This window comes from Streptomyces sp. NPDC002499, from assembly GCF_053595415.1.
Genome location: NZ_JBSFXO010000005.1, coordinates 348,399 through 360,415, shown reverse-complemented (window position 1 = coordinate 360,415; position 12,017 = coordinate 348,399). Strand labels below are relative to the sequence as shown.

Below are 12,017 nucleotides of genomic sequence, written 5' to 3'. Positions count from 1 at the left end.
CGGGCGGGAACGCCGGAGTCGGGCCGGCGGCGCGATCGAGGGGTGGGGGGTAGGCGCGCCGCCGGCCGATGGCTCTCCCGTCGGTCTCGCGAGTCGTTCACAGGACGGCGACCGGTGCGACCGGAGTGCCCGTCGCGCCGACGAAGGGCTCCGGCATCGCGGACAGCAGGAACGCGTACCGGCCCGCTTCTCCACAGGCTGTGGACAACTCTTCGAGATTCCAGTTCTGGCCCTGCAACATGCCCATCTCCACCAGGTCCAGCGCGTGCACGGGCAGCCACAGATCCTCGATCTCGGGCGGAAAGATCTCGAACGTCAGCGTGTCATTGGCGACGGCGGCGACATCACGCGCATGGAACCACTCCGGCGTCCGGACCGACAGACCGGGCGAGGGATAGCCGTACGCCTCCTTGTTCCCGGCGAGATAGACCTGCACCTGCCCGGTCCGTACGAGGACGATGTCGCCGGCGCGCACGCGTGTGCCGGCGAGTTCCTCGGCGGCCTCCAGATCCTCCGGCGTGACCGCGTGCCCGCCCTCCAGTCGGCGGACCCCGCGTGCGCGGGCCACATCGAGGAGCACGCCCCGCGAGACGATGTGCCGTGCCTTGTCGATGCCGCTGAACTCGGCGCCGCCGTGCGGGGTGATGGTGGCGGCCGGGCGGCCGTTGTAGAGCCGGCCCGAGTGCGAGACGTGGGTCAGCGCGTCCCAGTGGGTGCCCGCCTGCAGGCCCATCGTCACGGCGTCGTCGCTGCACGCGATCGTGCCGGGGCCGAACAGCTCCTGGTTGATCTGCACCATCGCGTGCAGCGGATTGACGCGGCCGGGGATCATGCCGGTCTGCACGCCGTCCTGCTTGAGGGGGAGGGCGAGGGGGATGCGGCGGCCGGTGCGGACGCTCGCGGCGGCCTCCCGTACGACCTCGTCGGTGATCAGGTTGAGGGTGCCGATCTCGTCGTCCGGTCCCCAACGGCCCCAGTTGTTCACGCGCTTGGCTATGTCGTGGAACTCGGCAGGCAGTGACATCCGGTTCCTCCCCGGGGCTTGTGTCCGTGCGTCGGACGCGACATAAAATCTAACGGTCCGTCAGAAACCGCGGGAAGGGGCCGGCGTGGGGAACTTCTTGGCAGGCAAGGTCGTCGCCGTGACCGGTGCCGGGCGGGGCATCGGACGGGCGGTCGCGCTGGCCGCGGCGGCCGAGGGGGCGAAGGTCGTCGTCAACGACTACGGCGTCTCCGTGGACGGCGCGTCCCCCGCGAGCGAGATCGCCTCCGCGGTGGTGAAGGAGATCGAGGCGGCGGGCGGCGAGGCCGTCGCGGTCGCCGACGACATCTCCACGATGGCGGGCGGGCAGCGGGTCGTGGACGTCGCCCTCGCGTCGTACGGGCGGCTCGACGGGGTCGTATGCGTCGCCGGGATTCTGCGCGAGCGGATGTTGTTCAACATGTCCGAGGGCGAGTGGGATCCGGTGATCGCCACGCACCTGAAGGGCACGTTCACCGTTTTCCGGGCGGCTTCCGCGGTGATGCGGCAGCAGCGGGCGGGGGTTCTGATCGGGTTCACCAGCGGGAATCATCAGGGGTCCGTTTCGCAGGCGAATTACAGCGCGGCGAAAGGGGGGATTATCTCGCTGGTCCGTAGCGCCGCGCTCGGGCTGCACAAATATGGGGTGCGGGCCAATGCGGTGGCCCCCGTGGCGCGTACGCGGATGACCGCCAACGTTCCCATGGAGTTGGCGGAGATGGGGGAGCCGGAGGATGTGGCGGCGCTTGTCGTTTATCTGCTGTCCGAGCGGGCTGCGGAAGTGACTGGGCAGGTTTATACGGTGGCGGGGGCGAAGATTGCGGTGTGGGCACAGCCGCGGGAGCTTCGCGCTGCGTATGCCGAGGGTGGGTCCTGGACGCCGGAGAAGATTGCGGAGTTTCTGCCGGGGTCTGTTGGGGTGGATCCGATGCCGATGCTTTTGCGGCTGGAGGAGATGGAGAAGGCTGCGCGGGATGGGGCTCGGCCCAATGCCTAATAGCTCGGGGGGTGTTGTGGGTCTTGCGGGTGCGGGTGGAGTGTGGCTGGTCGCGCAGTTCCCCGCGCCCCTGGGTGGGTTGGATGAGCGTGGCTCGAGAGGAGACCGGCGTGGAGTTCGGGTTCACCGCTGAGGATGAGGCGTTCAGGGCGGAAGCGCGGGCCTGGCTCTCGGAGCACGTCGAGCCGGGGCGGGATCGTCGTGCGTGGGAATTGGAGCTGGGGAAAGGCGGATGGATCGGGCTCGGTTGGTCCGAGGCCGGATATGGGAATCGGGTTGCCGGGCTGACTCAGCAGGTTGCCTGGGCCGAGGAGTATGCGCGGTCGGGGGCGGCGCCTCGGTCCGGGCATATTGGGGAGAATTTGTTGGGGCCGACTCTTCTTGCTCATGGCAGTGAGGAGCAGAAGGGGCGGTTTCTGCCGGCGGTTGCCGCCGGGGACGAGTTGTGGTGTCAGGGTTACAGCGAGCCGGGGGCCGGGTCGGATCTGGCGGGGGTGCGGACCCGGGCTGAGCGGGATGGGGACGGCGGTTTTCGCGTCACCGGGCAGAAGATCTGGACCTCGCTCGCGCATGAGGCCGACTGGTGTTTTGTGCTCGCGCGGACCGAGGCGGGGTCTGTGCGGCATCACGGGCTGACTTTCTTGCTCGTGTCCATGGATCAGCCCGGGCGGATCGAGGTGCGGCCCATTCGGCAGATGACCGGGACGAGCGAATTCAACGAGGTGTTCTTTGATGGGGCGGTGGCTCGGGCCGAGCATGTCGTGGGGGGTGAAGGGGGTGGCTGGAAGGTCGCCATGAGTCTGCTCGGGTTCGAGCGGGGGGTGTCCACGCTTGCCCAACAGGTCGGGTTCGCCGAGGAGTTGGGGCGGGTGGTGCGGGAGGCCGTGGAGAGCGGGGCGGTGCGGGATGCCGTCGTGCGGGAGCGGTTGCTGCGGCTGTGGGGCGAGTTGCGGGTGATGCGGTGGAACGCCCTGCGGACGCTGGGGAGTTCGGGGGACGCCGGGGCGCCCAGCGTGGCCAAGCTGTTGTGGGCGGGGTGGCACCAGCGGCTGGGGGAGGTCGCGATGCTCGTACGGGGAGCCGGGGCGACCGTCGGGCCGGGGGACTGGTCGGCGTCGGCGCCGTACGAACTCGACGTCTCGCAGCGGCAGTTCCTGTTCTCGCGGGCCGACACGATCTACGGCGGCTCGGATCAGATCCAGCGCACCATCATCGCCGAGCGGGTGCTCGGTCTGCCGAGAGAGCCCAAGGGGGTCGTGTGATGCGCGGTGTGGTGTTCGACGGCAAGCAGGTGGAGGTCGTGGACGACCTCGTCGTACGGGATCCGGGGCCCGGCGAGGTGCTGGTCGCGATCTCGGCGGCGGGGTTGTGCCACAGCGATCTGTCCGTGATCGACGGGACGATTCCCTTTCCCGTGCCGGTGGTGCTCGGGCACGAGGGGGCCGGCGTGGTGGAGGCCGTGGGCGCGGGGGTCACGCATGTGGCGGCCGGCGATCATGTGTCGCTGTCCACGCTCGCCAACTGCGGTACCTGCGCCGAGTGTGACCGGGGGCGGCCGACCATGTGCCGGCAGGCGATCGGGCGGCCGGGGAAGCCGTTCACGCAGGGCGGGCGGTCGGTGTACCAGTTCGCGTCCAACTCGGCCTTCGCGGAACGGACCGTGGTGAAGGCCGTACAGGTGGTCCGTATCCCCAAGGACATTCCGCTGCCGTCCGCCGCGTTGATCGGGTGCGGTGTGCTGACCGGCGTGGGGGCCGTGCTCAATCGGGCCAAGGTGGACCGGGGCGAGTCGGTGCTCGTCATCGGCACCGGTGGCATCGGGCTCAACGTCATCCAAGGCGCCCGGATCGCGGGGGCGTTGCGGATCGTCGCCGTGGACGCGAACCCGGCGAAGGAGGCGGTGGCCCGGCAGTTCGGGGCGACGGACTTCCTGACGTCGACGGAGGGTGTGAAGGACCTGCTGCCGACCGGGGCCGACCATGCCTTCGAGTGTGTCGGGCGGGTCGAGTTGATCCGGCAGGCGATCGACCTGCTGGACCGGCACGGGCAGGCGGTGCTGCTGGGGGTGCCGCCGGCGAGCGCCGAGGCGTCCTTCCTCGTCTCGTCGATGTACCTGGACAAGTCGATCCTCGGGTGCCGGTACGGGTCCTCGCGGCCGCAGCGGGACATCGCGCTGTACGCCGAGCTGTACCGGGCCGGGCGGTTGCTGCTGGACGAGCTGGTGACGGAGACGTATCCGGTCGAGGACTTCGAGAAGGCACGGGCCGACGCGGAGGCGGGGCGGGTGGCTCGGGGGGTGCTTACGTTCTAGCGAAGGCGTGGCGCTCCGGTGAAGTGGTGTGCGGCGATGAAGTGGTGCGCTGCGGTGAAGTGGTGTGCGGCGGTGCGGAGTTGGCGGTGATTCTTACGAAGCCCGGACGTCGGGCTTCTTGAGAGTCATTTGCCCGCTTATGTGCCTCGAGTGCGGCCTAGCGTTGCAGTCGTCCGGTGATGAGCGTGCCGGCTTCTGCTTTCGCATTTCGCACCGAGGAGTACTCACTCATGACTCTCGCCAAGGCTCGTGCCGCCCGCATCGTCCGCACGACAGGTGTGGGCGCTGTCGCCCTCGCCGCCGCCGCTCTCTTCGCCGCTCCCTCCGCCAGTGCCGCCGGTGCCGCCGGAGGTTCCACCGTGTTCGTGCAGACCGACGACACGACCGCGAACACCGTCGTCGCCTACGAGCGCGCCGCCGACGGCACCTTGCACCAGAAGGGCGTCCACCGCACCGGGGGCAAGGGCGGTGTGCTGGCCGGCACCGTCGTGGACCACCTGGCCTCGCAGGGGTCGCTCGCCTACGACCGGCGCCACCACCTGCTCTACGCCGTCAACGCGGGCAGCGACACCGTGACCGTCTTCGCCGTGCGCGGCACCGACCTGCGGCGGGTCCAGGAGATCTCCAGCGGCGGGAAGTTCCCGGTCAGCGTCACCTTCCACGGCAACCAGGTCTACGTCGCCAACGCGCTGGGCGGCGGTTCCGTGCAGGGCTTCGTGCGGACCGGCGAGCGGCTGGTGAAGGTCCCCGCCTGGCACCGCGAGCTCGGTCTGGACGCGGCCGCCTCGGCCGTCGGGCAGATCGCCTTCACGCCCGACGGTTCGAAGCTCGTGGTCACCACCAAGGCCTCGGGGCAGAGCATCGACGTCTTCCCTGTCGGCGGGTACGGCAGCCACGGCGGACCGTCCGCCAAGCCGGTGGTGACCTCGCTCCCGGGGGCCGTGCCGTTCGGTTTCGACTTCGACTCCGCCGGGCGGATCCACGTGACGGAGGCCGGGACGAACTCGGTCGGCACCTTCGTCGTCGGCCGCGACGGGAAGCTGACGGCGAAGGGCACGGTGCCGACGGGCCAGACCGCCACCTGCTGGGCGGTGACCGCCGGAGGCTACTTGTACGCGTCCAACGCGGCCAGCGGCACGCTGTCCGGCTACCGGGTGGGCCCCCAGGGCAAGTTGACCGCGCTGGGCAACACGGCCACCGACGCAGGCACGGTGGACGCGGCGGCCTCCTCGGACGGCCGGTACCTCTACGTCCAGACCGGTGCCAAGGGGATCGTGGACGAGTTCCGGGTCAACAAGAACGGGTCGCTCACCGCGATCGGGTCGGTCGTGGTGCCGGGTGCTATCGGCGGCGAGGGGATCGTCGCGGGCTGAGCGATGGGGTGCGGTGCCCGAAGACGCGGGTCCGGGGCGCAGGTCGAGGGGGCGGGTTCAGGAAGCGGCGTCCAAACCGCCGTAACCCTCGGGCCTGCTGCCCCGGATTCCGCTCACGATCCCGGTGCGGAACGTGCGGCGGTAGGTCGTCGGCGTGACGCCGAGTGCCGCCTGGAGGTGCTGCCGCATGGACTGGGCCGTGCCGAAGCCCGCGTCGGTGGCGACCTGGTCGATGGACAGGTCGCTGGATTCCAGCAGGTGGCGGGCGCGTTCGACGCGCTGCTGGGTGAGCCACTGGCCGGGGCTGACGCCGACCTCCTCGCGGAAGCGGCGGGTGAAGGTGCGCACCGACATCGCCTCCTGCTCCGCCATGTCGCGCAGTTGGATCGGCTCGTGCAGGCGGCCCAGCGCCCAGGCCCGGGCGGCCGTCGTGGTCGCCAACTGCGGGTCGGGGACCGGGCGGTGGATGTACTGCGCCTGACCGCCGTCGCGGTGCGGCGGTACGACGGTGCGGCGGGCCACGTCGTTGGCGACCGCCGTGCCGAAGTCCCGGCGGACCATGTGCAGGCACAGGTCGATGCCGGCCGCGACGCCCGCCGAGGTCAGCACGTCGCCGTCGTCGATGAAGAGCACGTCCGCGTCGACCTCGATCTGCGGGAAGAGCCGCTGGAAGCGTTCGGCGTCCGCCCAGTGCGTGGTGGCGGGGCGGCCGTCGAGGCGGCCGGCGGCGGCGAGGACGTAGACGCCGGTGCAGATCGAGGCGAGACGGGTGCCGGGGCGGATGTGGGCGAACGCGGCGGCCAGCTCCGGGGTGAGCACGCCCTCCTCGAAGACCGGGCCGAGCTCGTACGACGCCGGGACGATCACCGTGTCGGCGGTGGCCAGGGCCTCCGGGCCGTTCGGGACGTGCAGGGCGAAGTCGGCGTCGGTGTCGACCGGGCCCGGCGGCCGGATCGAGCAGGTGGCGACCTCGTACAGCAGCCGTCCCTCGGCGTCTCTGGGGCGGCCGAAGATGCGGTGCGGGATGCCCAGCTCGAAGGGGAGCAGGCCGTCGAGGGCGAGCACGACGACGCGGTGCGGGCGGAACTCCGGTTCCTGGCGATATTCCGGTTCGGAGCGGGTCTCCGGCTGCTGGCTCATGGCCCGATCCTAGCGAATACTGTCCTTCGGGCCAGTCGTCCGGAGCGGGCGGAGGCCGGAAGCTGTATGTCGTGACCCAGACAACCGAGGCGGGCGCCGCCACCGAGGACACCCGGCCGGGCAAGCCGATCAAGAAGCACCGCATCCATCGTGCGTGGTTCGTGGCCGCCGTCACCTTCGTGACGATCATCGGTGCCGCCGCATTCCGTTCCCTCCCCGGCCTGCTCATCGATCCGCTGCACCAGGAGTTCGGCTGGTCGCGCGGCACGATCGGCGCGGCGGTCTCCGTGAACCTCGCGCTGTACGGACTCACCGCGCCGTTCGCGGCGGCGCTGATGGACCGCTTCGGCATCCGGCGGGTCGTCGCGGTGGCCCTGAGCGTGATCGCGCTCGGCGCCGGGCTGACCGTGTGGATGACGGCCGCCTGGCAACTCATGCTGTGCTGGGGGCTGTTGGTGGGCCTCGGCTCGGGCTCGATGGCACTCGCCTTCGCGGCCACGGTCACCAACCGCTGGTTCACCGAGCGCCGGGGCCTGGTCACCGGTATCCTCACCGCCGCGTCCGCCTCCGGCCAGCTGATCTTCCTGCCGGTGCTGTCCTGGATCGTCGAGAAGCACAGCTGGCGCCCGGCGGCGGTCACGGTCTCCCTCGCGGCCCTCGCGGTCGTCCCCTTCGTCTGGCTGCTGCTGCGCGACCACCCGGCCGACGTGGGCCAGAAGCCGTACGGCGCAACGGAGTTCGTGCCGAAGCCGGCGCCGGTGCAGGGCGCCGCCCGGCGCACGATCAAGGTCCTGCTCTCGGCCTCCCGCACCGGTACCTTCTGGCTGCTGGCCGGCACGTTCGCGATCTGCGGCGCCTCCACCAACGGTCTGATCCAGACCCACTTCGTGCCGGCCGCCCACGACCACGGCATGCCCGTCACGGCGGCGGCCTCGCTGCTCGCGGTGATCGGCGTCTTCGACGTGGTCGGCACGATCGCCTCCGGCTGGTTCACCGACCGCTTCGAGCCGCGCCGCCTGCTCGCCGTCTACTACGCCCTGCGCGGCGTCTCGCTCCTCTTCCTCCCCATGCTCCTGGCCCCCTCGGTCCACCCGCCGATGCTCTTCTTCATCGTCTTCTACGGCCTCGACTGGGTCGCCACCGTCCCGCCCACCGTCGCCCTGTGCCGCGAGCAGTACGGCGAGGACAGCGCGATCGTCTTCGGCTGGGTCCTCGCCTCCCACCAGGTCGGCGCCGCCCTGGTCGCCTTCCTGGGCGGAGTCGCCCGCGACGCCTTCGGCTCCTACGACATGGTCTGGTACGCCTCCGGGGCGCTGTGCGCGGTGGCGGCGCTGATGGCGTTGGTGATCCGGCGGAGGCCGGTGCAGCTGGCGGTGGCCGTCGCCTAGGGCCGGCCCCTCAGAGGAAGCGCCCCTTGTGGAACAACAGCGGCTCTGCGTCGGTGTCGTCGCCCGTGCCCAGCGCCTCCACCCGCCCCACCACGATCAGGTGGTCGCCGCCGGTGTGCACCGCGTGGATCGCGCAGTCGATCCATGCGACGGTGCCCGCGAGGCGGGGTGAGCCGGAGATCGGGGACGCGTCGTACGCCACGCCCGCGAACTTGTCCGCGCCGCGTACCGCGAAGCCGCGGCACAACTCGCCCTGGCCGGCGCCCAGTACGTTGACGCAGAAGGCGCCGGCGCGGGCGATGCGGGGCCAGGTGGTCGACGTACGGCCGACCATGAAGGCGATCAGGGGCGGGTCCAGGGAGAGGGACGAGAAGGACTGGCAGGCGAAGCCGGCGGGGCCGGTCTCGCTGTCAGTGGCGGTGATGACCGTGACGCCCGTCGCGAAGTGGCCCAGGACTCGGCGGAACTCGGTCGCGTCGAGCGGCGCTCGCTCGTCCTCGCCGACGCACCGCAACTCCGGTCGGGGCAGCGCCTCCACGCCGGCCGGGGTTCCGGCCGACCTGAGGTAGCGGACGGCTGCCGCTGCTGCCCCTGCGTGTCCCATCACGATTCCATCACCGTTCCCATTAGAGCTGACGGTTCGTCAGAGTGAAAGGGCTAGCGACCCTTGTAGTCCGGAGTCCTGCGCTCCACGAAACTCCGCACTCCTTCCTGCGCGTCCCGCGTCGTCATGTTGATCTCCTGGGCCGCTGCTTCTGCGGCGAACGCCGTAGCCCGGTCGCTGTCCAGGGAGGCGTTGACCAGCTGTTTGGTGAGGGCGAGGGCGCGGGTGGGGCCGGTGGCCAGGCGGGTGGCCCACTCGCGGGTCGTTTTCTCCAACTCCTCGTCCGGGACGACCCGGTTGACCAGGCCGAGGCGTTCCGCGTCCGCCGCGCCCAGCGCGTCGCCGAAGAACATCAGCTCCTTCGCCCGTTGCGGACCGATCAGCCTCGGCAGTAGGTACGCGCCGCCGCCGTCGGGCACCAGGCCCCTGCGTACGAACACCTCGATGAACCTCGCCGACTCCGCGGCCAGGACCAGGTCGCAGGCGAGGGCGAGGTGCGCGCCCAGGCCCGCCGCCGTGCCGTTGACCGCCGCGATCACCGGTTTCTCGCAGTCCAGAACGGCCGCGATCAGGCGTTGGGCACCGAGGCGGATCGTGCGGGCCACGTCTCCGGACACCCGTTCGCCGGTCGCCGTCCCGCCTGCCCGCAGATCCGCGCCCGCGCAGAAGCCGCGCCCGGTGCCGGTGAGGACCACCGCCCGTACGGACGGGTCGGCCGACGCCTCCGCCAACAGGCCTATCAGCCGGTCCCGTTGGTCCGGGGTGAGGGCGTTCAGGGCCTCGGGGCGGTTGAGGGTGAGGTACGTGACCTGGTCCGCGACCGTGTGGACGAGGTCGGCCGCAGGCTCGGCCGTCGGCTCGGTCATCGGCACACCGCCAGCGCGTCCAGCGCCACCGCGCCCTGTCCCCGGGGCAGCACCATCAGCGGGTTGATGTCCAACTCCGCCAGGTCGTCGCCGAGTTCGAGTGCCATCCGCTGCACCCGCAGGATCACCTCGACGAGGGCGTCGAGGTCGGCCGGCGGCCGCCCCCGCACCCCGTCGAGGAGGGCCCGCCCGCGCAACTCCGCGAGCATGTCCCGGGTCTGTTCCTCGCCGAAGGGCGGTACGCGTACGGCCGCGTCGTGCAGGACCTCGACCAGCACCCCGCCGAGCCCGGCCGTGACCGTCGGTCCGAACAGCTCGTCGTGCGTGACGCCGACGAACATCTCGACGCCCCGCTCGACCATCTGGCAGACCAGGACACCGTCCAGCGTGACCCCTTCGTAGCGGGCGATGTCGGTCAACTCGCGGTAGGCGTCCCGGACCTGGCTGGCCGAGGTGAGGCCGATCTTCACCAGGCCCAGCTCGGTTTTGTGGGCGATCTGCGCGCCGGAGGCCTTCATCACCACCGGGTAGCCGACCAGGCCTGCCGCGCGGACGGCCGCCGCCGCGCTGGTCACCAGTTGCTCGCGCGGCACGCGGATGCCGTAGGCGCGCAGCAGTTGTTTGGCCGCGTGTTCGCTCAGCTGCTGGCCCGGGCGCATCAGGGCTTGTGCCTTGCGGAAGGACGGGGAGTGGGTGCGGGGGGCCTCGTCGAAGGGAGAGCGGTAGCGGGCGGTGAAGCGGTGGTGGTCGAGGTAGGCGCGGACGGCGGTGACGCAGTTGCCGACCGTGCGGAAGGTGGCGACCCGGGAGGAGCCCAACAGCACCTCGCGGTAGGCCGGTTCGGTGCCGACGGGGGAGCCCCAGACCACACAGACCAGCTTGTCGGTCTGCTCGGCCGCGTCCACCAGGTCCCGTACGAGCCGGTCGCTCAGCGGCGGGAACGGGCCGGTGATCGGGCAGATCAGCACCCCGACCGACGGGTCGTCGAGGATCGCGTCGATGATTTTGCGGCCGCGGTGGTCGCCGACCGGGTGGCCGCCGTTGTCGACGGGGTTGGCCACGCTTAGGAACTCCGGTATCCACTGGTGCAGTTCGGCCTGCTTGGACTCGGACAGCACCGGCAGGGACAGCCCCGCCCCGGTGGCCAGGTCGGCGAAGTGGGCTCCCGTGCCGCCGGAGATGGAGTAGACGACCACGCCGTCGGCCTGGGGTGGACGGGCGCGGGCCAACAAGGCCGCGGTGTCCTGGAGTTCGTCGAGACCGTCGACCCGGATCACGCCGAACTGCCGCATCGCCGCGTCCACCACGGTGTCCGCGCCGGTCAGCTTGCCGGTGTGGGAGGCGGCCGTACGGGCGCCGGTCTCGGTGCGGCCGACCTTGACGGCGACCACCGGCACCCCGCGCCGGGCGGCCCGGTCGGCGGCGAGCAGGAAGGAGCGCCCGTCCTTGAGGCCCTCGACGTAGCAGGCGATGGCGCCGACCTCGGGCAACTCCGCGAAGTAGGAGAGGAAGTCGGCGGTCTCCAGGTCTGCCTCGTTGCCGGTGGGCGCCCAGTGGGAGAGGCGGATGCCGAGTTCCTGGAGCGCGAAGACGGGCCGCCCCTGGTGCCCGGACTGGGTGATCAGCGCGATCGCGGGACCGTCGAGGTCGTCCCGGAACCGCTCGAAGGCGTTGAGGTTGGTGTTGGGCCCCAGCAGCCGCATCCCCGACCGCCGTACGGCGGCCGCGAGTCGGGCCTGCGCCGCCGCCCCCTCGGCGCCGGTCTCCGCGAACCCGGAGGCGAAGACGACCGCGAACTTCACCTTGGCCTCGGCGAGTTCCTCGATCACGGGCAGTGGCTCGGCGACCAACAGGACGGCGAGGTCGACCTGTTCGGGCAGATCGGCGACGGTCGCGACGCACGGCAGCCCGAAGACGGACGTACGCGTGGGATGCACGGGGTGCAGGCGCGCCCCGACCCGCTCCGCCCAGGCCACCAACTGCCCGGTGACACCGGTGTTCGGTCGCCCCTCCGCGTCGGAGGCGCCGATCACGGCGACGGACTCGGGCCGGAAGAACCGGTCCAGATCGGGTACGCCGGCATACAGCGGCCGGCCTCCGACATCGAGGTCGTCCACCTCGGCGGGCCTGCCGTGGACGGCAGGCGCGGGTTGCTCGCCGCAGGCGATGACCCGGGCCCGGCGGGAGTCGGTGGTGAGAGTGCCGTGGGTTGATCCAAGCATCGTCCGCCCGCTCCTGTGAGACAGCCAAATAACTGACGCACTGTCAGATTACTGAACTGACGCGGTGTCAGGAACGGGCGTGCGTGCAAAGTTGA

At 71.0% G+C, this 12,017-nt stretch carries 10 protein-coding genes; 5 read left to right on the top strand and 5 right to left on the bottom strand.

Features of this window, described 5'->3' with window-relative positions; translation table 11 throughout:
• Positions 1–97: 97 nt before the first annotated feature.
• On the bottom strand, positions 98–1,024 hold the full coding sequence (locus tag ACWD5F_RS15745; protein ID WP_451254656.1) for a cyclase family protein: 927 nt from the start codon (positions 1,022–1,024) through the stop codon (positions 98–100).
• 85 nt (positions 1,025–1,109) lie between these two features.
• Here ACWD5F_RS15745 and ACWD5F_RS15740 point away from each other — a divergent pair, with 85 nt between their 5' ends.
• The 4 genes from ACWD5F_RS15740 to ACWD5F_RS15725 all read left to right on the top strand — a co-directional run bounded on the left by ACWD5F_RS15740 (position 1,110) and on the right by ACWD5F_RS15725 (position 5,702).
• A complete protein-coding gene (locus ACWD5F_RS15740; protein WP_451254654.1) occupies positions 1,110–2,018 on the top strand; it encodes an SDR family oxidoreductase in 909 nt (302 codons plus the stop codon).
• A gap of 110 nt (positions 2,019–2,128) precedes the next feature.
• Complete coding sequence (locus ACWD5F_RS15735; RefSeq protein WP_451254652.1) at positions 2,129–3,280, top strand: acyl-CoA dehydrogenase family protein; 1,152 nt, start codon at positions 2,129–2,131, stop codon at positions 3,278–3,280.
• Entirely contained in the window at positions 3,280–4,329 is a 1,050-nt protein-coding gene (locus ACWD5F_RS15730) for a Zn-dependent alcohol dehydrogenase (RefSeq protein WP_451254650.1), read from the top strand. The genes ACWD5F_RS15735 and ACWD5F_RS15730 overlap by 1 nt, the downstream gene beginning before the upstream one ends.
• 230 nt (positions 4,330–4,559) lie before the next feature.
• On the top strand, positions 4,560–5,702 hold the full coding sequence (locus ACWD5F_RS15725; RefSeq protein ID WP_451254648.1) for a lactonase family protein: 1,143 nt from the start codon (positions 4,560–4,562) through the stop codon (positions 5,700–5,702).
• A gap of 57 nt (positions 5,703–5,759) precedes the next feature.
• On the opposite strand, the gene ACWD5F_RS15720 is transcribed toward ACWD5F_RS15725, so the two are convergent.
• The gene (locus tag ACWD5F_RS15720; RefSeq protein ID WP_451254646.1) at positions 5,760–6,842 is read right to left on the bottom strand and encodes a GlxA family transcriptional regulator; all 1,083 of its coding nucleotides are present in this window, start codon (positions 6,840–6,842) and stop codon (positions 5,760–5,762) included.
• A gap of 71 nt (positions 6,843–6,913) precedes the next feature.
• Between ACWD5F_RS15720 and ACWD5F_RS15715 the strand changes: the two genes are divergently transcribed.
• A complete protein-coding gene (locus ACWD5F_RS15715; protein ID WP_451254644.1) occupies positions 6,914–8,230 on the top strand; it encodes an MFS transporter in 1,317 nt (438 codons plus the stop codon).
• 10 nt (positions 8,231–8,240) lie between these two features.
• On the opposite strand, the gene ACWD5F_RS15710 is transcribed toward ACWD5F_RS15715, so the two are convergent.
• Genes ACWD5F_RS15710 through ACWD5F_RS15700 form a run of 3 tightly spaced genes read right to left on the bottom strand, consistent with a single transcriptional unit; the run spans position 8,241 to position 11,922 of the window.
• The gene (locus ACWD5F_RS15710; protein WP_451254642.1) at positions 8,241–8,834 is read right to left on the bottom strand and encodes a flavin reductase family protein; all 594 of its coding nucleotides are present in this window, start codon (positions 8,832–8,834) and stop codon (positions 8,241–8,243) included.
• 53 nt (positions 8,835–8,887) lie between these two features.
• On the bottom strand, positions 8,888–9,700 hold the full coding sequence (locus ACWD5F_RS15705) for an enoyl-CoA hydratase/isomerase family protein (protein WP_451254640.1): 813 nt from the start codon (positions 9,698–9,700) through the stop codon (positions 8,888–8,890).
• Entirely contained in the window at positions 9,697–11,922 is a 2,226-nt protein-coding gene (locus tag ACWD5F_RS15700; protein ID WP_451254638.1) for an acetate--CoA ligase family protein, read from the bottom strand. Before ACWD5F_RS15700 ends, ACWD5F_RS15705 begins: the two co-directional genes overlap by 4 nt.
• Positions 11,923–12,017: the final 95 nt, after the last annotated feature.